29 protein-coding genes are annotated in these 23,790 nt (G+C 69.5%); 15 read left to right on the top strand and 14 right to left on the bottom strand.

Annotation, left to right across the window (positions count from 1 at the left end):
- The first annotated feature begins 13 nt into the window (after nt 1-13).
- A complete protein-coding gene (locus ABD235_RS31505; RefSeq protein WP_344180790.1) occupies nt 14-976 on the top strand; it encodes a GNAT family N-acetyltransferase in 963 nt (320 codons plus the stop codon).
- Here the strand turns inward: ABD235_RS31505 and ABD235_RS31500 are convergent.
- Together ABD235_RS31500 and ABD235_RS31495 are read right to left on the bottom strand one after the other, a co-directional pair.
- Nucleotides 969-1,499 carry a dihydrofolate reductase family protein gene (locus ABD235_RS31500; RefSeq protein ID WP_344180788.1) on the bottom strand — a complete coding sequence of 177 codons (531 nt, stop codon included), beginning with the start codon at nt 1,497-1,499 and terminating at the stop codon, nt 969-971. The genes ABD235_RS31505 and ABD235_RS31500 overlap by 8 nt on opposite strands.
- A gap of 65 nt (nt 1,500-1,564) precedes the next feature.
- Entirely contained in the window at nt 1,565-2,992 is a 1,428-nt protein-coding gene (locus ABD235_RS31495; protein WP_344180787.1) for a polysaccharide lyase 6 family protein, read from the bottom strand.
- A 289-nt stretch (nt 2,993-3,281) separates the two neighbouring features.
- On the opposite strand from ABD235_RS31495, the gene ABD235_RS31490 reads away from it, so the two are divergent.
- Both ABD235_RS31490 and ABD235_RS31485 read left to right on the top strand, forming a co-directional pair.
- Entirely contained in the window at nt 3,282-4,070 is a 789-nt protein-coding gene (locus tag ABD235_RS31490; protein ID WP_344180785.1) for an SAM-dependent methyltransferase, read from the top strand.
- A gap of 262 nt (nt 4,071-4,332) precedes the next feature.
- Complete coding sequence (locus ABD235_RS31485; RefSeq protein ID WP_344180784.1) at nt 4,333-7,986, top strand: CARDB domain-containing protein; 3,654 nt, start codon at nt 4,333-4,335, stop codon at nt 7,984-7,986.
- Nucleotides 7,987-8,210: 224 nt separating this feature from the next.
- On the opposite strand, the gene ABD235_RS31480 is transcribed toward ABD235_RS31485, so the two are convergent.
- Together ABD235_RS31480 and ABD235_RS31475 are read right to left on the bottom strand one after the other, a co-directional pair.
- Nucleotides 8,211-8,888: a GAF and ANTAR domain-containing protein gene (locus ABD235_RS31480; protein WP_344180782.1), complete on the bottom strand. Its 678-nt coding sequence runs from the start codon at nt 8,886-8,888 to the stop codon at nt 8,211-8,213.
- A 38-nt stretch (nt 8,889-8,926) separates the two neighbouring features.
- A complete protein-coding gene (locus tag ABD235_RS31475; RefSeq protein ID WP_344180780.1) occupies nt 8,927-9,904 on the bottom strand; it encodes a GlxA family transcriptional regulator in 978 nt (325 codons plus the stop codon).
- 141 nt (nt 9,905-10,045) lie between these two features.
- Here ABD235_RS31475 and ABD235_RS31470 point away from each other — a divergent pair, with 141 nt between their 5' ends.
- The 3 genes from ABD235_RS31470 to ABD235_RS31460 all read left to right on the top strand — a co-directional run bounded on the left by ABD235_RS31470 (nt 10,046) and on the right by ABD235_RS31460 (nt 11,114).
- The gene (locus ABD235_RS31470) at nt 10,046-10,492 is read left to right on the top strand and encodes a hypothetical protein (protein WP_344180778.1); all 447 of its coding nucleotides are present in this window, start codon (nt 10,046-10,048) and stop codon (nt 10,490-10,492) included.
- A 2-nt stretch (nt 10,493-10,494) separates the two neighbouring features.
- A complete protein-coding gene (locus ABD235_RS31465; RefSeq protein WP_344180777.1) occupies nt 10,495-10,755 on the top strand; it encodes a DUF3817 domain-containing protein in 261 nt (86 codons plus the stop codon).
- 80 nt (nt 10,756-10,835) lie between these two features.
- On the top strand, nt 10,836-11,114 hold the full coding sequence (locus tag ABD235_RS31460) for a hypothetical protein (protein WP_344180775.1): 279 nt from the start codon (nt 10,836-10,838) through the stop codon (nt 11,112-11,114).
- Nucleotides 11,115-11,126: 12 nt separating this feature from the next.
- On the opposite strand, the gene ABD235_RS31455 is transcribed toward ABD235_RS31460, so the two are convergent.
- Nucleotides 11,127-11,864, bottom strand: a complete 738-nt coding sequence (locus tag ABD235_RS31455; RefSeq protein WP_344180773.1) for an LmeA family phospholipid-binding protein — start codon at nt 11,862-11,864, stop codon at nt 11,127-11,129.
- A 56-nt stretch (nt 11,865-11,920) separates the two neighbouring features.
- Between ABD235_RS31455 and ABD235_RS31450 the strand changes: the two genes are divergently transcribed.
- A complete protein-coding gene (locus tag ABD235_RS31450) occupies nt 11,921-12,310 on the top strand; it encodes a VOC family protein (RefSeq protein WP_344180771.1) in 390 nt (129 codons plus the stop codon).
- On the opposite strand, the gene ABD235_RS31445 is transcribed toward ABD235_RS31450, so the two are convergent.
- Both ABD235_RS31445 and ABD235_RS31440 read right to left on the bottom strand, forming a co-directional pair.
- Nucleotides 12,311-12,790, bottom strand: coding sequence for a DUF1707 SHOCT-like domain-containing protein (locus ABD235_RS31445; RefSeq protein ID WP_344180769.1), 480 nt, complete (start codon nt 12,788-12,790; stop codon nt 12,311-12,313). It abuts the gene before it with no gap.
- Nucleotides 12,790-13,479, bottom strand: coding sequence for a PadR family transcriptional regulator (locus ABD235_RS31440; protein ID WP_344180767.1), 690 nt, complete (start codon nt 13,477-13,479; stop codon nt 12,790-12,792). Before ABD235_RS31440 ends, ABD235_RS31445 begins: the two co-directional genes overlap by 1 nt.
- 152 nt (nt 13,480-13,631) lie before the next feature.
- Here ABD235_RS31440 and ABD235_RS31435 point away from each other — a divergent pair, with 152 nt between their 5' ends.
- The 3 genes from ABD235_RS31435 (at nt 13,632) to ABD235_RS31425 (ending at nt 14,658) form a co-directional block, all read left to right on the top strand.
- Nucleotides 13,632-13,850 carry a hypothetical protein gene (locus tag ABD235_RS31435; RefSeq protein ID WP_344180765.1) on the top strand — a complete coding sequence of 73 codons (219 nt, stop codon included), beginning with the start codon at nt 13,632-13,634 and terminating at the stop codon, nt 13,848-13,850.
- An 86-nt stretch (nt 13,851-13,936) separates the two neighbouring features.
- A complete protein-coding gene (locus ABD235_RS31430; protein WP_344180763.1) occupies nt 13,937-14,260 on the top strand; it encodes a hypothetical protein in 324 nt (107 codons plus the stop codon).
- A 23-nt stretch (nt 14,261-14,283) separates the two neighbouring features.
- Entirely contained in the window at nt 14,284-14,658 is a 375-nt protein-coding gene (locus ABD235_RS31425) for a YchJ family protein (RefSeq protein WP_344180762.1), read from the top strand.
- On the opposite strand, the gene ABD235_RS31420 is transcribed toward ABD235_RS31425, so the two are convergent.
- From ABD235_RS31420 to ABD235_RS31405, 4 genes are all read right to left on the bottom strand, one after another.
- A complete protein-coding gene (locus ABD235_RS31420; RefSeq protein WP_344180760.1) occupies nt 14,655-15,479 on the bottom strand; it encodes an alpha/beta fold hydrolase in 825 nt (274 codons plus the stop codon). The two genes, ABD235_RS31425 and ABD235_RS31420, sit on opposite strands and share 4 nt — an antisense overlap.
- 92 nt (nt 15,480-15,571) lie before the next feature.
- The gene (locus tag ABD235_RS31415) at nt 15,572-15,859 is read right to left on the bottom strand and encodes a YiaA/YiaB family inner membrane protein (RefSeq protein ID WP_344180758.1); all 288 of its coding nucleotides are present in this window, start codon (nt 15,857-15,859) and stop codon (nt 15,572-15,574) included.
- Between the two features lie 95 nt (nt 15,860-15,954).
- On the bottom strand, nt 15,955-16,164 hold the full coding sequence (locus ABD235_RS31410; RefSeq protein ID WP_344180756.1) for a hypothetical protein: 210 nt from the start codon (nt 16,162-16,164) through the stop codon (nt 15,955-15,957).
- A 73-nt stretch (nt 16,165-16,237) separates the two neighbouring features.
- The gene (locus ABD235_RS31405; protein WP_344180755.1) at nt 16,238-17,740 is read right to left on the bottom strand and encodes a serine/threonine-protein kinase; all 1,503 of its coding nucleotides are present in this window, start codon (nt 17,738-17,740) and stop codon (nt 16,238-16,240) included.
- 261 nt (nt 17,741-18,001) lie between these two features.
- On the opposite strand from ABD235_RS31405, the gene ABD235_RS31400 reads away from it, so the two are divergent.
- The 4 genes from ABD235_RS31400 (at nt 18,002) to ABD235_RS31385 (ending at nt 20,576) form a co-directional block, all read left to right on the top strand.
- Complete coding sequence (locus ABD235_RS31400) at nt 18,002-18,271, top strand: phytanoyl-CoA dioxygenase family protein (RefSeq protein WP_344180753.1); 270 nt, start codon at nt 18,002-18,004, stop codon at nt 18,269-18,271.
- Nucleotides 18,268-19,209, top strand: a complete 942-nt coding sequence (locus tag ABD235_RS31395) for a GNAT family N-acetyltransferase (RefSeq protein WP_344180751.1) — start codon at nt 18,268-18,270, stop codon at nt 19,207-19,209. The genes ABD235_RS31400 and ABD235_RS31395 overlap by 4 nt, the downstream gene beginning before the upstream one ends.
- 102 nt (nt 19,210-19,311) lie before the next feature.
- On the top strand, nt 19,312-19,944 hold the full coding sequence (locus ABD235_RS31390; protein WP_344181352.1) for a phosphatase PAP2 family protein: 633 nt from the start codon (nt 19,312-19,314) through the stop codon (nt 19,942-19,944).
- On the top strand, nt 19,881-20,576 hold the full coding sequence (locus ABD235_RS31385) for a phosphatase PAP2 family protein (protein WP_344180749.1): 696 nt from the start codon (nt 19,881-19,883) through the stop codon (nt 20,574-20,576). Before ABD235_RS31390 ends, ABD235_RS31385 begins: the two co-directional genes overlap by 64 nt.
- Before the next feature lie 295 nt (nt 20,577-20,871).
- Here ABD235_RS31385 and ABD235_RS31380 read toward each other — a convergent pair whose 3' ends face one another.
- The 3 genes from ABD235_RS31380 to ABD235_RS31370 are packed head-to-tail and all read right to left on the bottom strand — an operon-like array spanning nt 20,872 to nt 22,804.
- The gene (locus ABD235_RS31380) at nt 20,872-21,540 is read right to left on the bottom strand and encodes a hypothetical protein (RefSeq protein ID WP_344180747.1); all 669 of its coding nucleotides are present in this window, start codon (nt 21,538-21,540) and stop codon (nt 20,872-20,874) included.
- Nucleotides 21,533-22,051 carry a hypothetical protein gene (locus ABD235_RS31375; protein WP_344180745.1) on the bottom strand — a complete coding sequence of 173 codons (519 nt, stop codon included), beginning with the start codon at nt 22,049-22,051 and terminating at the stop codon, nt 21,533-21,535. The genes ABD235_RS31380 and ABD235_RS31375 overlap by 8 nt, the downstream gene beginning before the upstream one ends.
- A 48-nt stretch (nt 22,052-22,099) precedes the next feature.
- The gene (locus ABD235_RS31370) at nt 22,100-22,804 is read right to left on the bottom strand and encodes an NUDIX hydrolase (protein WP_344180743.1); all 705 of its coding nucleotides are present in this window, start codon (nt 22,802-22,804) and stop codon (nt 22,100-22,102) included.
- Nucleotides 22,805-22,909: 105 nt separating this feature from the next.
- Between ABD235_RS31370 and nadC the strand changes: the two genes are divergently transcribed.
- A complete protein-coding gene (nadC, locus tag ABD235_RS31365; RefSeq protein WP_344180741.1) occupies nt 22,910-23,782 on the top strand; it encodes a carboxylating nicotinate-nucleotide diphosphorylase in 873 nt (290 codons plus the stop codon).
- The last annotated feature ends 8 nt before the right edge of the window (nt 23,783-23,790 follow it).

Here is a 23,790-nt window from a genome sequence, read left to right as displayed (position 1 = left end):
ACCTACCGACTTCATGACCACGCTCGTCGCACTGCCGGACGGTTGTACCGTTCGCTCGCCGGAACCTGGGGATGCCGAAGCGCTGTTCGCGATGCGGGCGGCGTTGACCACGGAGCTGATCGGCTGCCGTGACGAGACGATGGCCGACGTGGCCGAGGAGATCGTCGAACCGGGCTTCGACCGCCGTAGGGACGGGTTCCTCGTCGTCGGCGACGGGAACCGGCCGGTGGGCTACGGGATCACGTTCGGCAAGGGCGATCGCCAGGTCGTCGGCATCGAGGTGCGGTCCCGCGCACCTGAGGTCGCGACCTGGCTCCTCGAGCGGACGATGCACCGTGCCCGGGAGATGGGTCGGGAGTGCGGCCATGCCGAGATCACCGTCGACACCGACATCTACCGCGCCGACGAGGCGCAGCGCGCGCTGCTGGCCGAGTACGGCTTCAGGATCGGCACGACGTACCACCAGATGCGGATCGACCACAGCGGACCGGTCCCGATGCCGAAGACGCCGCCGGGCGTCGTGGTCCGGCGGGGTGCGTTGGACGACGCCGCCCGGTGGACCGCGCACGAGACCATCCTCGCGTGCTTCCGCGACCAGTTCGGCTTCGTCCCGCGGCCGCACGAGGAGTGGGTCGAGTACCGCAGTTCGTCGGCCACCTTCGACTGGTCACAGATGACGTTGCTCGAAGTCGACGGGCAGGCGGTGGCCCTGCGTGAGTGCACCGACGGGCACCTCGAGACCGACGACTGCGGATACGTCGCGACGCTGTGCGTGCTCGAGGCGTTCCGTGGCCGTGGGTTGGCGAAGTACCTGCTGCACGACGCGTTCGCGCTCGATGCGGCGGCGGGGCGGTCCGGCACGATTCTCAACGTCGACACCAACAACCCGACGCCCGCCCTCGCTCTCTACGAGTCGGTCGGCATGCGGCCGACGCTCGTCTCCGAGGGCTGGCGGCGCGTCGTACCGGTCACTTGAGCACCTTGAACCACAAGTTGTTCGCCTGCGGTACGGCGCTGTGGTGGATGCGTTCGAGCTGAACGGTCCGGCCGCGGAACAGGGGAGTGCCGTCGCCGAGCAGGACTGGCACCACGATGGTGAGGATCTCATCGAGGCGGCCGGCTTCGAGGGCCTGGCGGGCGATGTCCGCGCCCATGATGTTGACGTACTTGTCGCCGGCAGCGGCCTCGGCCTGGTCGAGACCCGTGAGCACGTCGGGGACGAAGAACAGGTTGTCGGCGGGGGTGCCCGGGTGGTGCGTGACGACGTACTGCGGGCCCTCCCAGCCGCCGCCGAACGCCTGGCCGGCGCCCTCGTCGTTCTTGTGCGGGTCGTCGCCGCCGTACGTCGTGGCGCCGACCAGGAGGGCGCCGATGTCGCCGAGCAGCTCACCGACCAGCGGGTTCGGGCCCAGGTGGTCGGTGAGCCAGGACATGTCGCCGCCGGGGCCGGCGATGAAGCCGTCGAGCGACATGGAGACGGAGTAGAGGGTCTTGGCCATGGGTGAGTTCCTTCCGGGGTTGCTGATCTGTTGTTGAGACGAGCGACCCCGGAGAAACTCATCGGTCAGGGTGCGGACGGGCCCACGTCGGCCGGCGTGAGCGGCCGGTTGCGCGGTACGGCGGTGCTGTACTCGTCGGCGCCGACGTCGGCCCGGGCCGCGCGCGGCTGACCGTCGAGGTCGCGGGTCACCGACGGGTAGGACCGGCTGGCCGCGTCGATCGCGGGGCTGCCCGCGGTCAGCCGCCGTACGCCGGACGTCGTGAGCTTGGGATCGACCCGACGGAATCCGCCCGCCGGGATGTTGCCGTTGCCGGCCGCGCCCCAGAGCAGGTTGCCCGACCACGTGATGCCCTGCTGGTACGGCATCGCGACGAGGTCCCCGGCGTCACCCACCAGAAGGTTGTCCGAGATCGTGCAACCCAACGGAGGCAGGGTCCGCTGGCTCTCGCCGCTGATCGCCGAGCCGGACGACAGCACGGTGTTCAGCGCGATCGTCACCCGGTCCGGTGCGTCGTTGCCGCGCCGGCTCTCCGGCGAGTCGGTCGCCAGGTGGTCGCGGACCGAACCGCTGCCCAGCACGATCCCCGCGCCGGCCACCCGCTCGACGTAGTTGTTCACGATCAGGTGGTCGTTGCCGTAGATCCGGATTCCGTTGCTTCCGGCAAGGATGAAGTTGCCCTCGACCCGCGATCGGTTGCCGTGCCGCAGCACGATCCCGCCCAGGCTGTCGCGGATCGTGTTGTCCCGGATCGTGTTCCCGCTGGACTTGACCGAGATCGCCTCCGGGTCGCCGTTCGCGCGCTCGAACAGGTTCTGCTCGACCAGCGCGCCGGCGTCGGCCAGCGACCGGCCGCTGAGCCCGAGCCGGATCGGTTCGCCGCCGTTGTCGCCGGTGAAGGTGTGGTCGGAGAAGTAGTTCCGCAGGATGTGCAGCCCGCGCGCCATCCCGTCGCCGCCCGGTCCCTCCACGCCGACGAACACCCCGAGGGTCGCCTTGCCGTGGAAGTGGTTCCGGTCCAGCTTGGTGTGGTCGGCCTTGACCAGCAGCCAGTTCAGCCCGTCCGAGTCGGTCAGCTGGACGTCGTTCCGGGTCAGTCGCAGGTGGTGGCAGCTGAGCGGCAGCTCGAGCGTCGAGCGCTGCTTGAAGACGAACCCGTTCACAGTCACGTACGACGAGTCGGCGAAGGTGAAGCCGCGCTGGCCGGTCAACACCGCTTTGCCGCGGTGTTCGGCCGCGATGGTGATCGGCGCGCCCGCCGTACCGCGCCGGCCGTTGACGGCGAGCGGACGGTCGGCCGGTACGTCGTACGTGCCGTCGGCGAGCGTGATGTACGCGCCCGGGCCGGCCGAGGCGATCTGGCTGCGAAGCTCGTCGAGCGTGCGGGCCCTGGTCGCGCGGGCCCTGGTCGTGGTCGAGCTGTGGGCCGGGCCGGCGGTCAGGCCCGCGACGGCCAGTGCGGCGGTCGAGGTCAGGAAGGTACGGCGGTGCATGGGCGGTCCTCCGGTACGTCGGGGCGGTTCCGGAACCGTGTTCCACGGACCCGGGGTGGCGCTCAGTCTGAGTCCCGCGCCGACGCCTGGCAAGCGCTTGCCGAGGAAGTGGTGGATGATTTCTGTGCACCGGAACGATCACATCCGGTCGTTCCGTCGGGCAGGAGGATGTTGGCCGCCATCGACCTGCGATAGCCTCGCCGACAATCCGGGTTTTCGGATTCCTTCGGTGCGGGTGGGGTGAGCGCGAGTGGTGGTGGACGGCAGCGGACGCTCCTTCCTGCCGGACGTGGGCACCAGCAGCCCGAACGCGGCCCGCCTCTACGACCTGCTGCTCGGCGGCAAGAACAGCTTCGAGGTCGACCGGCAGTTGCACGCCGAGCTGCTCAAGGTCGCGCCCGAGATCCCGAACCTGGTCCGCGAGAACCGCCGCTGGCTGGGCCGGATGATCGAGACGATGGTCCGCGACGCCGGCATCGACCAGTTCCTGGATCTCGGCTGCGGCCTGCCGACCACGGACAACACGCACGAGATCGTCCAGCGGCTCAACCCCCAGGCGACCGTGGTGTACGTCGACAACGACCCGACCGTCGTCACGCACGGGCTCGCCCTGCTCGCCGACGAGCGCACGGTCCACTTCGTCGACGCCGACCTGACCGACCCGGCCACTGTCCTGGCCGATCCGGTGGTCGCGAAGGTGCTCGACCTGAGCCGGCCGGTCGGCGTACTGCAGGGCCTGGTGCTGCACCACATCCCTGGGCAGGCCCGCGCGCGGAAAGCGGTCGACGGGTACCTATCGGCGATGGCGCCGGGGTCCCATCTCGCGATGACGCATCCGATCAATCCACGCGACGGCGGCCGGCTCGCGGAGTTCGCGACCGCGGTCGAGGACGCCCTGCGACCGGCGGTCTCGCCGATCGCCTTCCGGACGCCGGCCGAGGTGGCCGCGCTGGCCGAGGGGCTGGAGCTGCTGCCGCCCGGCCTGACCACGATCGCGGACTCGTGCCCCACGGGCGACCAGTCCGCCAAGCCCACCGGCGTCACCCGCCTGGTGATGGCAGTCCTCGCCCGCAAGTAACTGGTCCCCCCGGCAAGTAGTCACCCGGATCGGGCTTTCCCCAGCAAATAGTCGCCCCGCCGGGCGCAGGTCCAATCCCCCTCCGCCACCCCAGTCGCGGCTTTCCTTCCCTTGCACTCCCCACTTGCACCAGCGAGTGACGAACCGTTGACGAACAGGTGCACCACCTGCAAGCTTTGGCTACTACGGCGCAAGAAGTTAGCAACACAGCGCAAGTTACGTAGCTCAGACTGCAGTCCCCCGCCCAGACCTGAGGACGTCCATGAAACGGAGCCAGCCCCGCAGGCGGCTGATCAGCGGTCTGCTCTCCGCAGCCCTGATCCTCGCCGGTGCCACACCGGCCATCGCCTCCGCGACCGTCACCGCCCCGACCGCCCCGACCGCAGCCGCCGCCCCCGCGGCTGTGCTCCCGAAGACCCTGTCCGCGAGCAGCCAGCTGGGGGAGTACCCGGCGACCAACGCCGGCGACGGCAACCAGAACTCGTACTGGGAGAGCAACAACAGCCAGTTTCCGCAGTGGCTGCGGGCCGATCTCGGCGCCGCCAAGAGCGTCGACCGGGTCGTGCTCAAGCTGCCGGCGGCCTGGGGTGCGCGCACCCAGACACTGTCCGTCCAGGGCAGCACCGACGGCACGTCGTACAGCGACATCGTGACCAGCACCGGCTACAACTTCACACCGGCCAGTGCGAACACGGTGACGATCACCTTCCCGGCGCGAAGCGTGCGGTACGTCCGGCTGAACCTCACCGCGAACACGGGCTGGCCGGCCGGTCAGCTGTCCGAGTTCGAGGTGCACGGCCCGGACACCGGCGGCGACACCCAGGCCCCGACCGCGCCCGGCAACCTGACGCTGACCGAGCCCGGCACCGGCCAGATCCGGCTCGCCTGGTCGGCCGCGACGGACAACGTCGGCGTCACCGGGTACGTCGTGTACCGCAACAACACCGTGGTCACCACGGTGGCCGGCAACGTCCTCACCTACACCGACAACCAGCCGGCCTCCGCGACGGTCGAGTACTACGTCCACGCCCGCGACGCCGCCGGGAACGAGTCCGGTGACAGCAACCGGGTCCGCCGGGCGGGTCAGGGCGGCGGGACGAACCTCGCCACCGGCAAGCCGATCGAGGCGTCGTCCACGATCCACAGCTTCGTCGCCGCCAACGCCAACGACAACAACGTCACGACGTACTGGGAGTCCAACGGCTTCCCGGCCACGCTGACCGTCAAGCTCGGCTCGAACGCCGACGTCAGCTCGGTCGTCGTCAAGCTCAACCCGGACCAGGCGTGGGGCACCCGCACGCAGAACTTCGAGGTGCTCGGCCGCGAGCAGAACGCGACCGCCTTCACCTCGCTGGCCGGCCGCGCGGACCGCGTCTTCAACCCGTCCGCGCAGAACACCGTCGAGATCCCGGTCAGTGGCCGGATCGCCGACCTGCGGCTGCAGTTCTTCAGCAACACCGGAGCCCCCGGCGGCCAGGTCGCCGAGCTCCAGGTGATCGGTACGGCGGCGCCCAACCCGGACCTCGTCGTCAACGCGCTGTCCTGGACCCCGGCCGCACCGAGTGAGACCAGCCCGGTCACGCTGTCCGGCACCGTGCAGAACATCGGCTCGGCCGCGGCGCCCGCGACCACGGTCAACTTCACCCTCGGCGGCACCGTCGTCGGCAGCTCCCCGGTCGGTGCACTCGCCGCCGGCGCCTCGACCACCGTCACCTTCGCCGCGGGAACCCGCGCGCAGGGCTCGTACGCCGTCGGCGCGGTCGTCGACCCGACCAACACGGTCGTCGAGCAGAACAACGACAACAACGCCTTCACGGCGCCGACGCAACTGGTGATTGCGCAGGCGCCCGGCCCGGACCTCCAGGTCACCGGCGTGACGACCAACCCGGCCAACCCGGCGGTCGGTCAGGCGGTCGGCTTCACCGTTGCCGTCAACAACCGTGGCACTTCGGCGTCGGCCGCTTCGGTGACGCGTGTGGTCGTCGGCGGTACGACGCTGAACGGCGCCACCCCTGCCATCGCGGCCGGTGCCACCGGCAACGTTGCGATCAGCGGGACCTGGACGGCCACCAACGGTGGCGCGACGATCACGGCCACAGCCGACGCGACCGGAGTCGTTGCCGAGACCAACGAGACGAACAACGCGTTCACCCGGGCGATCGTGGTCGGCCGCGGCGCCGCCGTACCGTACACGTCGTACGAGGCGGAAGCCGCCAACTACACCGGTCAGCTGCTGGTCGCGGACCCGTTGCGCACCTTCGGCCACACCAACTTCGCCACCGAGTCATCGGGGAGAAGCTCGGTGCGGCTGAACAGCCAGGGCCAGTTCGTCGAGTTCACCTCGACCAACCCGTCGAACTCGATCGTGGTCCGCAACTCGATCCCCGACTCCGCCAACGGACAGGGGCTTGAGGCAACGATCAGCCTGTACGTGAACGGCACCTTCAGCCGCAAGCTGACGCTGTCGTCGCGGCACAGCTGGCTGTACGGGAACACCGACCAGCCGGAAGGGCTGACGAACACGCCGGGCGGTGACGCCCGCCGGCTGTTCGACGAGTCGAGCGCGCTGCTCGGTACGTCGTACCCGGCCGGAACGAAATTCAAGCTGCAGCGCGACGCCGGCGACACCGCGTCGTTCTACATCATCGACACGATCGACCTCGAGCAGGTCGCTCCCGCCGCGAGCCAGCCCGCCGGCTGTACGTCGATCACGCAGTACGGCGCCGTACCGAACGACGGGATCGACGACGCCGACGCGATCCAGCGCGCCGTCACCGACGACCAGAACGGCGTGATCTCCTGCGTCTGGATCCCGGCCGGCCAGTGGCGGCAGGAGAAGAAGATCCTCACCGACGACCCGTTGAACCGGGGTCAGTACAACCAGGTCGGGATCAGCAACGTCACCATTCGCGGTGCGGGGATGTGGTACTCGCAGCTGTACTCGACGATCGAGCCGCAGAACGCGGGCGGGATCAACCACCCGCACGAGGGCAACTTCGGGTTCGACATCGACAAGAACACCCAGATCTCGGACATCGCGATCTTCGGGTCGGGCCGGATCCGCGGTGGCGACGGCAACGCCGAGGGCGGCGTCGGCCTGAACGGCCGGTTCGGCGTCGGGACCAAGATCACCAATGTGTGGATCGAGCACGCCAACGTCGGGGTGTGGGTCGGCCGCGACTACGACAACATCCAGGAGCTGTGGGGCCCCGCCGACGGGCTGGAGTTCAGCGGCATGCGGATCCGGAACACCTACGCCGACGGGATCAACTTCAGCAACGGCACCCGGAACTCGAAGGTGTTCAACTCGTCGTTCCGCACCACCGGCGACGACGCGCTCGCGGTCTGGGCGAACAAGTACGTGAAGGACCAGTCGGTCGACATCGGTCACACCAACTCGTTCACCAACAACACCGTCCAGCTGCCCTGGCGCGCGAACGGCATCGCGATCTACGGCGGCTACGACAACAAGATCGAGAACAACGTGATCTATGACACGATGAACTACCCCGGCATCATGCTGGCCACCGACCACGACCCGCTGCCGTTCTCGGGTCAGACGCTGATCGCGAACAACGGCCTGTACCGCTGCGGCGGCGTGTTCTGGAACGAGGACCAGGAGTTCGGCGCGATCACGCTGTTCCCGCAGAACCTCCCGATCCCCGGCGTCACCATCCGCGACACCGAGATCCTGGATTCGACGTACGACGGCATCCAGTTCAAGACCGGCGGCGGCCTGATGCCGAACGTCGCCATCACGAACGTCCGCATCGACAAGTCGAACAACGGCTCCGGCATCCTCGCGATGGGCGGCGCCCGAGGAAACGCCACCCTCACCAGCACCACCATCACCAACTCCCGCGACGGCAACGTCCTGATCGAACCAGGCTCACAGTTCACCATCGCGGGCCAGTAGGCCCCACCTGAAAACCCTCGGGCCCGGCGCCACAGCGCCGGGCCCGAGGGACTTTTCGGAGCCGGACTCGCCGCTGTCGAGTTGCCCCGGTGTGGAGGTGGGGAGCCGGACGTGCACGCAGCCGGCGCGGCCTTGGGCGCCGACGGCGATCGGGCCCGGCAGGCGCGAAGCGCCTAGCCGTCGGGGGCGGCCGGCCTTACCTCTACCCCACCCACCTCTACCCGTCAGCTGCGCTGGTCGAGGTCGTTGACGATTTCTTCGGCGACGCGGCGGAGTTTGATGTTGTGGTCCTGGGACAGACGGGTCAGGAAGGCGAAGGCGCGTTCGTCGTTCAGCGTGTAACGCTCCATCACGATGCCGACGGCCTGACCGATCGTGCCGCGGGTGTGGATGGCCTGCTGGAGGTCGTTGATCTCCTGGGCGTAGGCGATCGCCGTCGCGGCCTGGTGGGTGAACAGGGCGCTGAGGGTCTCGAAGTCCTTGAAGGCGCCGACCGTCGTCGAGTAGAGGTTCAGCGCGCCCTGGGACTTCGGGGCGTCGAACAGGCGGATACCGGCCTGCGCGTTGATCCCCACCGACATCGCGACCCCGGCGTACCGGGGGAACCGCTCGTCGTTGGCCAGGTCCGACGAAACGACGTGGACAGTCTCGGTGGCAGCCTCGTAGCACGGGCCCTCGTGCATCTCGTACTGCGCGGCGTCGACCGTCAGCAGCACGTCGTCGGTGGGAGCCGCGGTCCCGAGCTTGCCGTCGCTGTGCAGGACCGTGATGCTCGCGAAGTCGACCATCGGCAGGACCTCCACCGCTGCCGTCGTGATCTGCCGCAGCGTGTGGTCGAGGTCACCTGGGGTGAGTGCCTTCGACAGCAACTGCGCGGTCTCGATCAAACGCGACTCTGTCATGCCATGCGCGGTACCCATATCAGGCCTGCGTGAACCCGTCAGCCGGCCCGCTCGACCTGGTGCGGAACGCGTTCGGAGCGGCGAAAGGCGGCCCGGTAGGCGTGCGGATTGGTGCCGACGACGCGCTTGAAGCGTTCGCGGAACGCGGTGGGGGAGCCGAAGCCGACCCGTCCGGCGATCCGGTCGACCGGCTGGCTGGTCGCCTCGAGCAGCGCCTGGGCGCGGCGGATCCTGGTGCGCAGCAACCATTGCAAGGGAGTCGTCCCGGTCTGCTCGCGGAAGCGGCGGTTGAGCGTACGGGTGCTCATGCCGGCCTGCGTGGCGATCGCGTCCAGGCTCAGGTCGCGGGCGCAGTGCTCCTCCATCCAGCGCAGCAGCGGCTCGAGCTCGGAGCCGCGCGGAGTCGGTGGCTGGTCGTGCACGATGAACTGCGCCTGACCGCCTTCCCGCTCCAGCGGCATCACCGCCGTCCGGGCGGCGTCGGCGGCGACGGCCGAGCCGTAGTCGCGGCGTACGACGTACAGGCAGAGATCCAGTCCCGCGGCCGCGCCGGCCGAGGTGAGGAACTGGCCGTTGTCGACGTACAGCACGTTCGGGTCGACCTCGATCGCCGGATGACGCTCGGCGAGCAGGTCGGCGGCGTACCAGTGCGTCGTCGCCCGGTGCCCGTCGAGCAGCCCGGTCGCGGCGAACACGAACGCGCCGACGCAGATCGACGCGATCCGTGTGCCCTGAGCGGCGGCCTCGCGGAGCGCGTCGACCACCGGCGCCGGAATCGGCCGGTCGAGATCGCGGCAGCCCGGCAGCACGATCGTGTCCGCCGCGGCGAGCGCCTCCAGCCCGTACGGCGGTTGCAGCGCGAACACGCCGGCCGAGACCGACAGCGCCGGACCGCAGACCTTCACCTCGTACGCCGCCCGGCCGTCGGGCAGCCGCGCCCAGCTGAACACCTCGATCGGCGTCGCCAGGTCGAACGGGATCACGTCGTCGAGAGCGAGCACGGCCACGGTGTGCATGGCTGGATCGTAGTTGCCCCGCCAGTTCCCGCCAACGCTTGCTGTCGACAAATCGCCTCTTGAAGCGGTTGGCCAGAATCCGTTGCTCTCTGGCTTTCCAGCCAGTTCCCGAGGCGTGGCGATGCCCACTACCGTCCACCCGTGACCAAGCTGCTGCTCTCGATCCACGTCATCGCGGCGATCATCGCCATCGGCCCCGTGGCAGTAGCCGCCAGCCGCTTCCCCGCGGCCACCCGCCGGCTGCTCGCGGACGGAGCCGAACGCGACGTCGCCGAGCTCCGGACGCTGCACAGGATCTGCAAGGCGTACGCCGTCGTCGGCATCGTCGTACCGGCGTTCGGTCTCGCGACCGCTCAGAGCCTCGGCGTGCTCGGGGACCCCTGGCTGATCATCTCGATCACGCTCACCGCCGTCGCGGCCGCCGTACTGGTCCTGCTCGTTCTCCCCGGTCAGGAACGCGTCCTGACCACCACGCCCGATACGAAGACTCCCGGTCGCCTGGCGATGCACGCCGGCTTGTTCAACCTGCTCTGGGCCACCGTCACCATCCTGATGATCACCCGCCCCGGCTCGACGACAGGAGCCTGACCATGAACCCCCTCAAAGCCGCCGCCACCGCCGAGGTCGTCTCTCTGGTGATCCTCTTCACCAACCTCTTCACCGTGCACTGGCCCGCCGTCTCGTCCCTGATCGGCCCGACCCACGGCTGCTGCTACCTGCTGGTCGTCATCCTCACCGCCCGCACGACGCAGGCGTCAACGAACACGAAGCTCTTGGCCCTCATCCCGGCAATCGGCGGCCTGCTCGCGCTCCGCCGCCTCGGCCCAGTTGCCGCAGGCAACGATCAGTAGCTGCCGGCCGGGGATGGCCTGGCGGCCCGCCGTACGACGGGCAAGCTCGTACTGCGCCCGTAGGGATCTAACCTGGCCGCATGGTGACGTGTGAGGGGTGTGCGGCGGAGATCGATCCTCGGGACCGGATCTACCAGCGCAACGTGCGGGAGGCTCGCGGTGCGATCTGTACGACGTGCTCGCTGCGGCTGTTTCCCGAGTGGCGGAAGGCCGGTGGGCAGACCGTCGGCAAGAGCTGCAGCGCGTGCGGGGCTCCGTCGGGTCTCGGCTGGCTGGCCCGCCGGCGGATCCGCCGGCTGGGCGGTCGCCAGCTGTGCGAGACCTGCGCCGACCGGGAGCAGCGCGCCCGGAGGCCGTGAGCGCCGTACGGGTCAGGAACCGGAGAGCTTCACGTCCGTGGCGGTTGCGGTGACCAGTAGCGACTGATCCTGCACGTCCACGCCGGTCACCCGCGCGCCGAACGGCAGGTCCGGGATCCGTACGCCGCGGGCGAGCAGGGCGGTGATGACCGTCCGGACCTGCGACGGCACGCCCTCCGGCAGGTTCTCGACGATCAACCCGATCCGCCCGTTGCGCACCTCCGGCCGCACGGTCGCCGTTGCGTCGAACCCGCGAACGGTCAGCTTGGCCTGCAGCTTCTCGCCGACCGCCGATAGGTTCAGCCCTTCGATCCCGCTCGCCGCCGACGTCAGCTTGGTCAGCGCGGCGGGCGACATCTTCAGGTGGACGTCGGCCCGGCTGACCGTCACGGTCGCGCTGGTGTCGCCGGTCAGCAGCTCGCGGGGGATCTGGATGTCCTTCATCACCATGGTGAGTTCCTCGGCGGACACCTTCGAGACGCTCGGCTGGTCCATCGTCACGGTGATCTCGGAGAACTCGCCCTTCACCAGTTGCGGCAGGAACCCGAACCCGCCGATCTCCGCCTTCGTGCTCGCCGCGGTCACGTCGTACTGTGCCGCCTCGTTGACCGCCTCGGTCGCCAGCCGCTTCTCGGCCACCGACTCCGCGACCCGGTCGCCGACCACCAGGATGATCAGCACGATCACCAGAAAGATGAGGAACCCACGTCCCCGGCGGCGCGGCTTCGGTCCGTCTGCACGAGTACTCACGGGCGGGAGCCTAGCGACCTTCGGTCCCACCGTCCGCATCGTCTAGCGTGAGCCGGGTGGACCGCATCGGCTACGTCATCCTCTACGTGTCCGACCTGGACGCCTCGATCGCCTTCTACCGCGATGTTCTGGGCCTTCCGCACCGGTTCACCGACGCCGGGTACGCAGAGTTCGGCACCGAGGCGCCGCGCTTCGCGCTGTACGAACGGCGCCGCGCCGAGTGGCTCACCGGCGGCCCGGTCGCGCCCGGGCCGGCCGCCGAGATCGTGCTGCTCGTCAACGACGTCGACGCGGAGGCCGCGCGGTTGACGGCGTACGGCGTACGGGTTCTCACCGGTCCGGCCGATCGGCCGTGGGGTCACCGCACGGTCCACCTCGCCGACCCCGACGGGTTCGTCGTCGAACTGGCGCAGGAGATCCCGCGGACGCGAACCCGCGGGACCTGATCAGCGCCGCTGCGTGTGACGGTGCCGGCGGTGGTGCATCGGGCCGCCGAACAAGGCGATCCAGAAGAACACCCACAGCACCCAGGGCGCGGCGAACGAGACGCTCGCGATGACGAGCCCGACCATCAGGAACGGCAGCACGAACAGGAACGCCGGCGGGCGGCCCTGCTGCACCCAGGACGGCGGCCTGCCGCGACCGGCGGCCCAGGCGGGCTGTCGTCCGGCGACCTGTACCACCGCGGTCTCGTCCGGCAGGTCGGCGAACAGCGGCGCGAGCTCGTCGTCGTACCGGGCCCTGGTCGCCTGCTCGCTGCGCTCCTCGAACTCGTCCTGCGTCAGCCGGCCCGCGACGAAGTGGTCGCCCAGTGCCGCGACGGCCTGGTCGCGCTCGGCGTCGCCGATCCTCAGTGAACCAACGCGTTCAGACCCGACTCGCTCGGGCCCGAGCCGTTCGGGGCCGAGCCGTTCAGAGAAGGTCATCATCGATCCTGCTCGTCGTCGCCGAGAATCCCGTACAGCGTGCGCCGCAACTCGATCAACGCCTTGCGTGCCTTGGCCTGCTGCTCCGGAGTCCCGGTCGCGAGCACCTGCCACAACGCCCCGCCGACCTGGCCGAGCAACGGCTTCAGCCCGTTCTCGTCGTCGTCCGCGCCCGCGCTCATCGCCTCCCACGGCGCTGAGACCTCGTCGGCGTGCTCGGCGACGTATGCGCGTCCCTCGTCGGTCAGCGAGAACGTCCGCCGCCCGGTCGCCGCGTCGGCGGTCACCAGGCCCTCGTCCTCGAGCTGCTGCAGCGTCGGGTAAATCGAACCAGGGCTGGGCTTCCAGGCCCCGCCACTGCGTTCGGCCACGACCTGGATGATCTGGTAGCCGTTCATCGACTCCTCGGCCAGTACGGCGAGGATCGCGGCCCGGACATCACCGCGCCGTGCCTTCGACTGCCGCCAGCCGCGCGGACCCGGACCGCCGGCCCACGGCGGCCCGCCGAACATCGGGCCCCACATGCCACCGAAGGCCTGGTGGTGCCCGCCGTGCCGCTGCCGGCCGGTCATCGCGGCCAGCAGCTCTTCCTTGATCTCCTCGAACGACGAACAGCCGCGGCCGAACTGTCCCTGCCCGAACTGCCCGCGCCCGAACGGCCAACCCGCCGCGTACGCCGATCCACCCATCTCCGACCACCGTCTCTCTCGCCCAGAGGTTGCTTGCCCAGAGGTTGCGATAGTTCGACGATATATCGCGAACGGTCGTCACCCAAGGGGTGGTCCGAGGTGGTGTGCGGTCGGGTACCTGAGGTGTTCAATGCCTTAGGAGGGATGTGCCGATGACGAATCCCAGCAACCGTTACGAGAACCTGACGCCGACCCGGTTCGAGAAGACCCACCGGGTCACCGACTCCGAGATCAACGAGGCGCTCGAGCACGACGGCACGGTGGAGGACACCGGGCTGACCGACCGCGAGGTGACGCACGACGACGGCGCGCCGCCGTACGCCGACCGCAACGACACCCCGCAGCCGCCGACCCGGGAGAGCGGCGACTGACGACGTTGAGCGTTCAGTTGAACGCGGTCTGTAGGTTGGTGAGTTCCAGCTCGTCCCCAACCCTCCAGACCTCGAAGGATTTCGCGATGAGCATTTTCGACAAGTTCAAGGACAAGGCGACCGAGATGCTGCAGGGCGCCGGTGACAAGGTCACCGAGGCCACCGGCATCGACGTCAGCGGCGTCACCGACCACCTCGGCGGGGCCGCCGAAGGGGTCACCGACCAGGCCCAGGGCCACGTGGACGGCCTGGCCGACCAGGCCCAGGGCCACGTCGACAACGCGCAAGGCGCCGCGGACCAGTTCACCGAAGCCACCGGTGTGGACGTCCCCGTCGACCAGGCCACCGAAGCGGCCCAGGGCCACGTCGACAACGCCACCGACCACATCGACCCGACGCAGCAGCGCTAGCGCCGTAGGCGACAATCGTCGCCATGGCGAAACGACGTGCGGCGGTCTTCTGCCCGTGCGGCTCGAGTACGACGTACGAGTCCTGTTGCGGGCTGCTCCACCGAGGCGAGAAGACCGCCGCGACCGCGGAGCAGCTGATGCGTTCGCGCTACTCCGCGTTCGTGGTGGGTGACGTCGCCTACCTGCTGCGCACCTGGTCGGCCAGGACCCGGCCGCCGTCGCTCGAGCTCGACGCCACCGACTGGACCGGCCTCGAGATCATCGGCACGACGGCCGGCACCGCCTTCCACAGCGAGGGAACGGTCGAGTTCCGCGCGTCGTACGCCGGCGGCGCGCAGCAGGAGAACAGCCGGTTCATCCGCGAGAACGGCGACTGGGTCTACGTCGAGGCCCGTTAGGACTTGAAGAACTCCAGCAGGTCGGCGTTGATCACGTCGGCGTGCGTGGTCGGCATGCCGTGCGGGAAGTCGGTGTAGATCTTCAGCGTGCCGTTGGCCAGCAGCTCGGCCGACTTCGGGCCGGAGGCGACGTAAGGGACGATCTGGTCGTCCTCGCTGTGCATCACCAGGACCGGGATGCTGATCTTCTTCAGGTCCTCGGTGAAGTCGGTCTGCGAGAACGCCACGATCCCGTCGTAGTGCGCCTTCGCGCCGCCCATCATCCCTTGCCGCCACCAGTTCGCGATGACCGCTTCGGACGGCGTCGCGCCGGGCCGGTTGTAGCCGTAGAACGGTCCCTCGGGCAGCGCCCGGTAGAACTGCGACCGGCTCGCGGCGAGCTGGTTCTGCAGGTCGTCGAAGACCTCCTTCGGCAGACCCTCGGGGTTCGCGTCGGTCTTGACCATCAACGGCGGTACGGCGCACAGGATCGCCGCCTTCGACGCCCGCCCGTCACCGTGACGTCCGAGGTAGTGCACGACCTCGCCGCCACCGGTCGAGTGCCCGACGTGGATCGCGTCCTGCAGGTCCAGGTGATCGACGACGGCCTTGAGGTCGTCGGCGTAGTGATCCATGTCGTGCCCGTCGCCGGTCTGCGTCGAGCGCCCATGCCCACGCCGGTCGTGCGCGACGACGCGGTACCCCTGCTGGAGGAAGAACAGCAGTTGCGCGTCCCAGTCGTCACTGGACAACGGCCAGCCGTGACTGAAGACGATCGGTTGCCCGCTGCCCCAGTCCTTGTAGAAGATCTCCGTACCGTCGCTTGTCGTGACCGTGCCCATGTGTCCGCCCCAATCGCTCGCCCGAGAAGATGACGCGCCCCCAGCACCAGGCCACGGTAACCCTCGCCGGGCGGCCGATCCAGCGACTGCGCTCAGACCTCCACCTTGAACGGGTCGTGCTCGCTCAGCAGTTTGTCCAAGCGGGCCTGGTCGACCCGGTTCGTCACGCCGGCCAGCTCCTGGCGGTCGCGGACCACCTTGCACAGCACGACTGTCGACGTCACGACGTACAGGAGTCCGAGGGCGAGGAACCCCCGCACCCAGGGCTCGGCGGGTAGGTAGACCAGCCCGATCCCCATCGCCGTCACCGAGATCCCGAAGGATGCCACCGCCTGCGCGTAGAACGCCCCCGTCTGGGAGGGCTGAACTGGTTTCGTCATGCCCAGATCCTCGGGCTGCCGGGCGATCGGCGCATGAGCAGAAACACTCAACTCGGGCGCCGAAGCCGGCGGTGGTCGGTGAAGCTTGGCGTGCGTCAGCGACCGATCACGTTGGACCACGGGTGCCCGGCGAGCACGCTGTCGCCGGGCGCGTTGTGCCACGGGTGCCCGGCGAGGACGCCGTCGCCGGAGACGCCGTGCCAGGGGTTGCCCGCGGACGCGGCGCCGGCGGCCGAGGTGCCGATCAGCGCCGCACCAGCCAGTACGGCGAGCAGCGCGCCGACCGACCTCAGGGTGTTCTTCATGTCCGATCTCCGTTCGTCGTCGTTACGACGAAAGAGTGGGGGAGCACCCTGAGAGGTTGGCTGCGCGGCGGAATCAGTCCGGCTGCGGGGTCGCGCTGTTGCGCTCGTCCGGCGTGGTTGGTGGGTTGGCCGGTGTGCTCGGCGGCGGGGTGTCGGGCGGCGGGGTGCTCGACGGGGTGGTGGTCGTCGGCGTCTGCGTGGGCTGCGTCGGAGTGGTGGGCGTCGTACTGGGTTGGACGGTCGGCGACGTCGTGGGCGTCGGCGTACCGGACGGGGTGGTGGTCGGGGTCGGGGTGCTCGACGGCGTCTGGGTGGGCTGGCTGGACGTCGCCGGACCCGTTGGGCCGGTCCGCGTGGGGTCGTTCGTCGTGCTCGGCTCCGTCGTACCGGTGTCGGTGCCCGGCGTACTCGGCGTGACGTTCGGCCGGAGGTCCGTCGTCGGCGGCTGGGTCGGCTCGTTGCCGTAGAGCACGATGCCGGTGATCGCCGCTGCGGCAGCAACCAGTACGCCGACGGCGCTGATCAGCATCACCTTCGTGCGCGACTGGCCGGCTCCGCCCGTCGTACCGGCAGCTGGTACGACGCCGCCCGGTGGTACGGCGGCTGTCGGGTCTGCCAAGCCCTGGCTGAGGGTCGAGCCGTCGCCGGCCGGGACCCCGGCAGCGGCGACAGTCGGCGCGTCCGGACCAGCAGCGGCCACACCGGCTGCGCCTGCGAGCCCTGCCGCGCCTGCGCCAGCTGCGCCCGCCGCAAGCCCCTGCCAGTCGCTGCCGACCGGACGAGCCCGCAACGCCCCGCCCGCGATCTCCGCAGCCGTCGGCCGCGCTGCCGGGTCCTTGGCGAGCATCTGCAGCAACACCTGTTCGAACGCCCCCGCCAGCTCCGGCCGCTCCGTGCTCGGCGGCACCGGATCAGCATCGACGTGCTGGTACAGGATCGCGGTCGGGTTGTCCGCGGTGAACGGCGGCTGACCAGTCACCAGCTGATAGAGCACACACCCCAGCGCGTACACGTCCGACGGCTGACCGGCCCGCCCGCCCCGCGCCCGCTCCGGCGCGAGGTACCGCGAGCTGCCGATGATCTGGCCGGTCTTGGTCAGCGTGGTCGCGCCCCCGGGCACCGAAGCGATCCCGAAGTCGGCGACCTTGACCGTGCCGTCCGCGGCCACGAGCAGGTTGCCGGGCTTCACGTCACGATGGACGACGTCCACCCGGTGCGCGGCGGCGAGGCCCCGCGCGGCCTGCTCGACGATGTCGATCGCGCGGTCCTTGGCCAGGGGTCCCTCGTCCTCGAGCTCCCGGGAGACGTCGCGGCCCTCGACCAGTTCCATCACCAGGAAGAATCCGTCGCCGTGCTGGCCGAAGTCGTACACGGACACCACGTGCGGATCGCTCAGCCGCGCGGCCGCGCGCGCCTCCCGCTGGAATCGTTCGGTCGCGTTGGTGTCGCGATCGGTCGGCAGCAGCAGCTTGACCGCGACCGGCCGTTCCAGCACCTCGTCGACGGCACGGAACACCTCGCCCATGCCCCCACGCCCGATCGACGGACCGAGCTTGTACCGCTTCGCTACGAGCATTCGGCCCCCGTACCCATCACCACTGCGCCCCAACCTTCCCGCCCTGAACCGTCGTGCTCGACCAGCCTAGTTCGCCCGATGCCCGAACCGTTCTCCTCCCGGACCAGGAGCACCTGATGGACACGGCGACCGCGCTGCGCGATCTCGGTGTGACCGGCAGCGAACTCACCGAGGCCGAGTTGGACCAGCTCGACCGCGACGGATTCCTTCCCCTGGAAGACGTTCTCACCCCCGAGGAGGTGGACGCTTTCAACGAAACGGATGGCCGAGCTCGCCGCCGCCGAGGGCGACCGGGCCGGCCTGGAGGTGCACCAGGAACAAGGCGCCGACCGGCTGGCCGACCTGATCACCAAGGATCCCATGGTCGAGGCCTGCTTCAGTAATCCGCGCGTCCTCACCGCGATCCGGCACGTTCTCGGCACCGAGACCTACGCCCGCCTGAGCTCCGATCAACGCTCCCTGCTCGACGTCACCGATCCCGGGGAAAACGGGTCGACGGGGTGGTGGGGTCCTGCGACAGTGCGGCTATGACGGACTCGGTGAGTGATGCGGACATTCCGCTGATGCAAGGCCTGGCGCAGCGGGTGACCGGCCTGCGGCCCGAGCTGATCAGCGCGGGAGCGTCGTACGGCGAGCTGGCCTGGATCTGGGGGAAGGGGCACGCCGCGGACGGTGCGAGCTGGCGGCGCCGGCTGTGGTTCGCCGGTGACGAACTCGTGGCGTGGGGCTGGGCGTTCTTGCCGCGGCAGGTCAGGCGCATCGACGGGTCGGTCAGGAACGTCACCGGCGCTTCGCTGGCGTACCAGATTCACCCGGATCACCTCGAACTCGTCGACGAGGTGATCGGCTGGTACGACGGCGTGGCGGCCGGCCTGGAGCGCTCGGCGTGTCCGACGACTGCCGAGGAGCTCGCCCTCGAGCGCTGGGCGGCGTACGGCTACAAGCCCGACCTGGAGGCGCTCGGCGACACCGGCGACTGGACCCAGCTCAACCGGCGGGACCTCGCCGAGATCGAGGAGCCGGTGCTGCCGGCCGGGTTCCTGTTCCGCACGGCCGACGAGGTCGGGCCGGAGGCCGTTGTCCAGGCACACGTCGACGCCTGGGCTCCCTCGGCGTACACCCTTCGAAGCTACGAAGGCGTCCGCCGGACGGCGGCGTACCGCGCTGACCTGCACGTACTGGTCGAAGCGCCGGACGGGACGATGGCGTGCTCGACGATCATGTGGTTCGACGAGGTGAACCGGAGCGTCGAGTTCGAGCCGGTCGGAACGCATCCGGACTACCGGCGACTCGGCCTGGCGAGCGCGATGATGCTGCACGCGATGCGGCTGGCGCGAGACGCCGGAGCGACTCAGGCGACGGTCGTCTGCCTCGGAGCGCCGGGGCATCCGCGGGCGCGCGGGCTGTACTACGGCCTCGGGTTCCGCGAGCTCTCCCGCGACGCGCCGCTGATCAGGCCCGCGAGCTAAGTCGCGCTCGATGGGTACAGGACGCTCATGAACACTCGGCGGGCCAGCGCCAGAACGGTCGTCCGGACGCGAAGGCGGCCGTTGCTGCGAGGCGTCGTGGCGATGCTGGTGTTCGCGCTGCCGGTCGTGATCCTCGCGCTGGCGGTGCGGCAGCAGTTCGACCCGCTGATCAGGGCCGACCAGGCCGCGATCCGGGAGGCCACGGGGTTCAGCCTGCGGCACGGGTTGATCCCGGCGCTGACCGTGATCCAGGTCGTCAGCCTGCCGATCTTCGTGTACGCCGCGGCGACCGGCGTCGTGATCTGGACCTGGCGGTCCAAGCAGCTCAAGGGGCGGGCGCTGTGGGCGTTCGTCACGATGATGGTCGGCTGGGGGATCGGGGGTCTCGCCAAGCCCATCGCGCAGCGTGCGCGGCCGGTCGTCGACGACGGCGTGCCGCACGCGAGCGGCTACTCGTTCCCGTCCGGGCACACGCTGAACATCACGTTGGCGACCGGCGTGATGGTGTTCCTGCTGTGGCCGCTGCTGTCGGCGACCCAGCGCCGCGTCGCCGTCGTACTGGCGATCGTGGTGTCGGTGGTGGTCGGTCTGGACCGGCTTTTCATCGGTGCGCACTTCCCGTCCGACATCTTCGCCGGGCACGTACTCGGTCTGGGCATTATGTTCGCCTCATGGATCGGATTCATCGGCAGGACGGCGTCGACCTCCTCACCAGGACCGTCGCACCCGGCGTAGCCCTCGGCGGCGTGATCATCGGCCTCGGCTTCGCACTCATGGGACCACTCGTCGGGCTCTCTCACGCCGAGGAATCGGTCAACAAGGACCTTGCGGCCGACCGCAACGGCAGTTGGGACACGATCACCGCGATCTGGTCGCAGATCGGCAACACGATCGGGGTGATCGCGGTCTGCATCGTCGTCGCGTCCCTGATCCTGTGGCGGACCCGCGACCTCCGGCTGGCTCTCGTGGCGCCCATCGCGATCGCCATGCAGGGACTGATCTTCCTGATCGCCGCCAAGGTCGTCGACCGCGACCGCCCCGAGGTCAACAAGCTCGACGCCTCCCCACCCACCGCCAGCTATCCCAGCGGCCACGTCGGCGCCTCCACCGGCCTGTACGTCGCCTTCGCCCTCCTCGCCGCCCGCATCGAACGCCCCTGGCTCCGCTGGACCACCGTCATCGTCTGCCTGGCGATGCCGCTGCTCGTCGGGTTCTCCCGCCTCTACCGAGGAATGCACCACGTCACCGACGTCACCGCAGGCGTCCTCAACGGCGCCATCTGCGCGCTGCTCGCCTACGCCTGGTACCGCCACTGCAGCACCCGCCGCGCCACCCGAAAGCCTCTGGCTCGCCCGAGCCGACGCTGAGCCTTTGCTGCAAGGGCTTTCCGCATTCGTCGTACTGGCGCGCCTCGCCGTCCACCCCGCTGACGCCGGTGAGTTAACGCTAGTATTCCTTCTGTGACAGAGGGAACAGGCGCTCACGCGCAAGGCGCGCGAACCTGCGGCGCAACCGCCGAGATGACACTGCAGGGCGTCAGCGCCCACGACCACCACATCTGCCGCCGCCCAGCCGACCACGGCCCCGAACACCGCTGCTCAGTCTGCCCCCACGTCTGGCAAGCCAAGTAGTCCAGGGCTAGTCGGCGGCGCGGTTCAGGACCTACTGCCTGCGCTGAGGGTCGGACTGACCGCCGACCTGCTGGCCGGCCTGTCTTGCGGTGCCGCTCGAAGCAGCCCGGCTTCCGAACCCGGCCTCGCGGAGCGGCCGCGACCCTGACAACGGCGTCTGACCGTCGAAGGCGTGCGCAATCGCCCGGTTGGCATCCAGGACTGGATGGCGCTGGTGCGCCTTCCCTCCGCTGCCGACCTGCGCTTCCCCGAACCGATCCAGCTGCGGCAGCCTCTCGTCGGTCGACCGCCCGAGCCGCATCGCCGTCTGCTCGTAGACGTTGTGCTCTCCGCCGTGCCGAGCACCGATCGCGATCACGTCGCGCGCATCGGTCCCGCCCGCGTTCCGGCCGGGGATCTCCCGAAACGTCAGCCGATGGCTGGGCTTCCCGGTGCCGTCGCCGATCTTGGACACCACGATGTCCCGTCCGTCACCGATCCCGCGGTGCGCACCGAGCACATGGTGCCCCTTCGAGGCCCCGCTCTCGAGATCCTGCAGCTCACGCAGCACGTTCTTGAAGAGCGTCCGCTGCGCAGTGTGTGCCGCCGACTTGTCGTCGGGATACTGCTTGGCCTCCGCAGCCGCCGCATCCCGCAGCCGTTCCAGATCCTGTACGGCGCCCTCGCCGAGCAAGACCTGGTACGACCGGCCCTCAGCCATCCGCCGATCCGCGTTCCTGCCGGATCTCGTCGAGCATCTGCTGGGTGAACGGATCGTCCTTCGCCCACTCGTCCACGCTGAACGGCTTGCTGCCCGGCGTCGGCGCCGAGTCGTAACTGCGCACAGTCGGGTCATCGAGCACGCCTGGCGGAGGCTCGTCGTCCCCACGCAACCTGCGGTACTGCTGCGTCGACATCAGCACCAGTACCGGCTCGCCGTCGGCGCCCACCATCACTGGAGGCCCGAACATCCCGCGCCGGATGGCCTCCACCAACTCCGGCAGCTGCCGTCCGAGCACCTCAGGAGCAACCACGGTCTTGTCTCGACCGAGCCTCTCCTCGCCGCGCAGTTCGTCGTACTGGTCGAAACTCGCGACGACCGCCTCGGGCACCCCACGATCCCCGAACGCGAACGCGTGCGTTTCGCCTCGCCGGAACCGCTCGACCACGCCGGCGACGTCCCCAGCGATCTCAGCAACAGACGGCAACTCGGCGTACGGCGAAACGGACATGCCGCCAGGTTAGATGTCCGCTGGGCCGCGACGGCCCGGCGCGGCTGGTCAGCGTGGTGGGCGGAGTACTGCGAACGGGTCCGTGACGGTCAGCTCGCGGGTCACGAAGGTGTAGACGGTCGCGGGACGGCCGCCGCTCTGGCCGGGGCTGGCTCGCCGCTCGGTCGGGTTGATCACGTGCCGCCGGGTCAGGACGCGGGTGAGATTGGTGGCGCCGAGCTCGTAGCCCAGTGCGGCGCCGAACAGATCCCGCAGCTCGGCAATGGTGAACTCCAGGGGAGCCAGCGCGAACCCGATGTTCGTGTACGACAGTTTCGCGCGCAGACGCGCGACCGCGGCCTCGATGAAATAGTGATGGTCGAACGCGGTGTGCGGCAGGTCGTCGATCGGGTGCCAGAGCGTGTCGGACGGAAGCTGGGGCCGTACGTCGGACGGAACCAGGCCGAGATAGCCCGTGGCCAGCACACGGGCCCGCGGATCACGATCGATCGCGCTGTGGGTGGCCAGCTGTTCCAGGTGCGCGACGTCGCGGACGTCGACCTTCGTCGCGAGGTGCTTGGTGATGGCGTCCCGGAGCCGCTCCGCAGGCTCGACCCCGCCGCCGGGGAGCGCCCAGCGGCCACGGTGCGGACTCCGTGCCCGTTTCCAGAGCAGGACGCACAACCTGCCGTCGCGGACGGACAGCACCACGGAGAGCACTTCGTGCGGATAACTGGGGAAGTTAACCGGATCACCTTTCTTGGCTGCGGGCACGGCGACGATGGTAGCGTGCGTCTAGTTATCGACTGTCAGGCGAAAACATCCGGGTAGCTGCGGTCCCCACAGCTCCACCCCACAGACAGAAGGCCGGAACAACACATGCAACTGACGATGGAGACGGTCCGGACCGCGGTGCTGGCCGCCCTGGCCGAGGATCGGTCGGCAGACGACGTCACCACGCGGTGGAGCGTCCCAGCGGATCTACATGTCGAGGCGACGATGATCGCCAAGCAGCCGGGACGCGTGTCCGGTCTGCCTGCTGTGCAAAGCGTCTACGCCGCCATCGATCCCACCGTCCAGGTGCGGCCGGCTGTTGCCGATGGCGATGCGGTCGTCCCCGGGCAGCCGCTGGCGTGGATCAGTGGCGCGGCGCACTCGATCATCACCGGCGAGCGGGTGGCGCTGAACTTCGTCCAGCGGATGTCGGGCATCGCAACCCTCACGTCGGCCTTCGTGGCGGCGATCGGCGCGCGCCCGGTCCGGCTGCTCGACACCCGTAAGACCGCGCCCGGTCTCCGGGCCATGGACAAGTACGCCGTCAGTTGCGGCGGCGGTACGAACCACAGGCTCGACCTGGCCGCCATGGTGCTGCTCAAGGAGAACCATCTCGCCGCGGCCGGCGGCGTCCGGCCGGCCGTTCGCCGGGTCCGGGACGGCATGACCGCGGAAGGCAGAGACCTGGCGATCGAGGTTGAGGTCACCACTGCGGAGGAAGTCCGCGAAGCGCTGGACTGCCAGGTCGAGTGGATCCTGCTGGACAACATGTCCGCCGAGGAAATGGCCGCGGTGGTCGAACGGCGCAACGCCTCCGGCTCGACGTCTCAGCTCGAGGCCTCCGGCACGATCACCTTGGACACTGTCGCCGCCGTCGCCGCCACCGGTGTCGATGCCGTCTCGGTCGGCGCCCTCACCCATTCTCCTGCCGCACTCGACATCAGCCTGCTGGTCACTCGCGACCGCGAACTCAACTGAGCTCCGGC

Source organism: Kribbella lupini (genome assembly GCF_039529595.1).
Classification (GTDB): domain Bacteria; phylum Actinomycetota; class Actinomycetes; order Propionibacteriales; family Kribbellaceae; genus Kribbella; species Kribbella lupini.
The sequence above is the reverse complement of the archived record's forward strand: the minus strand, read 5'-3'. Positions and strand labels throughout refer to the sequence as shown.

Excerpts from the sequence above, each read along its gene's own strand:
- ABD235_RS31505 (WP_344180790.1), top strand. The coding sequence starts at position 14 with ATGACCACGCTCGTCGCACTGCCGGACGGTTGTACCGTTCGCTCGCCG.
- ABD235_RS31500 (WP_344180788.1), bottom strand. The coding sequence starts at position 1,499 with ATGGCCAAGACCCTCTACTCCGTCTCCATGTCGCTCGACGGCTTCATC.
- ABD235_RS31495 (WP_344180787.1), bottom strand. The coding sequence starts at position 2,992 with ATGCACCGCCGTACCTTCCTGACCTCGACCGCCGCACTGGCCGTCGCG.
- ABD235_RS31485 (WP_344180784.1), top strand. The coding sequence starts at position 4,333 with ATGAAACGGAGCCAGCCCCGCAGGCGGCTGATCAGCGGTCTGCTCTCC.
- ABD235_RS31480 (WP_344180782.1), bottom strand. The coding sequence starts at position 8,888 with ATGACAGAGTCGCGTTTGATCGAGACCGCGCAGTTGCTGTCGAAGGCA.
- ABD235_RS31475 (WP_344180780.1), bottom strand. The coding sequence starts at position 9,904 with ATGCACACCGTGGCCGTGCTCGCTCTCGACGACGTGATCCCGTTCGAC.
- ABD235_RS31465 (WP_344180777.1), top strand. The coding sequence starts at position 10,495 with ATGAACCCCCTCAAAGCCGCCGCCACCGCCGAGGTCGTCTCTCTGGTG.
- ABD235_RS31460 (WP_344180775.1), top strand. The coding sequence starts at position 10,836 with ATGGTGACGTGTGAGGGGTGTGCGGCGGAGATCGATCCTCGGGACCGG.
- ABD235_RS31445 (WP_344180769.1), bottom strand. The coding sequence starts at position 12,790 with ATGACCTTCTCTGAACGGCTCGGCCCCGAACGGCTCGGGCCCGAGCGA.
- ABD235_RS31440 (WP_344180767.1), bottom strand. The coding sequence starts at position 13,479 with ATGGGTGGATCGGCGTACGCGGCGGGTTGGCCGTTCGGGCGCGGGCAG.
- ABD235_RS31435 (WP_344180765.1), top strand. The coding sequence starts at position 13,632 with ATGACGAATCCCAGCAACCGTTACGAGAACCTGACGCCGACCCGGTTC.
- ABD235_RS31430 (WP_344180763.1), top strand. The coding sequence starts at position 13,937 with ATGAGCATTTTCGACAAGTTCAAGGACAAGGCGACCGAGATGCTGCAG.
- ABD235_RS31425 (WP_344180762.1), top strand. The coding sequence starts at position 14,284 with ATGGCGAAACGACGTGCGGCGGTCTTCTGCCCGTGCGGCTCGAGTACG.
- ABD235_RS31420 (WP_344180760.1), bottom strand. The coding sequence starts at position 15,479 with ATGGGCACGGTCACGACAAGCGACGGTACGGAGATCTTCTACAAGGAC.
- ABD235_RS31415 (WP_344180758.1), bottom strand. The coding sequence starts at position 15,859 with ATGACGAAACCAGTTCAGCCCTCCCAGACGGGGGCGTTCTACGCGCAG.
- ABD235_RS31410 (WP_344180756.1), bottom strand. The coding sequence starts at position 16,164 with ATGAAGAACACCCTGAGGTCGGTCGGCGCGCTGCTCGCCGTACTGGCT.
- ABD235_RS31405 (WP_344180755.1), bottom strand. The coding sequence starts at position 17,740 with ATGCTCGTAGCGAAGCGGTACAAGCTCGGTCCGTCGATCGGGCGTGGG.
- ABD235_RS31400 (WP_344180753.1), top strand. The coding sequence starts at position 18,002 with ATGGCCGAGCTCGCCGCCGCCGAGGGCGACCGGGCCGGCCTGGAGGTG.
- ABD235_RS31395 (WP_344180751.1), top strand. The coding sequence starts at position 18,268 with ATGACGGACTCGGTGAGTGATGCGGACATTCCGCTGATGCAAGGCCTG.
- ABD235_RS31390 (WP_344181352.1), top strand. The coding sequence starts at position 19,312 with ATGCTGGTGTTCGCGCTGCCGGTCGTGATCCTCGCGCTGGCGGTGCGG.
- ABD235_RS31385 (WP_344180749.1), top strand. The coding sequence starts at position 19,881 with ATGGATCGGATTCATCGGCAGGACGGCGTCGACCTCCTCACCAGGACC.
- ABD235_RS31380 (WP_344180747.1), bottom strand. The coding sequence starts at position 21,540 with ATGGCTGAGGGCCGGTCGTACCAGGTCTTGCTCGGCGAGGGCGCCGTA.
- ABD235_RS31375 (WP_344180745.1), bottom strand. The coding sequence starts at position 22,051 with ATGTCCGTTTCGCCGTACGCCGAGTTGCCGTCTGTTGCTGAGATCGCT.
- nadC (WP_344180741.1), top strand. The coding sequence starts at position 22,910 with ATGCAACTGACGATGGAGACGGTCCGGACCGCGGTGCTGGCCGCCCTG.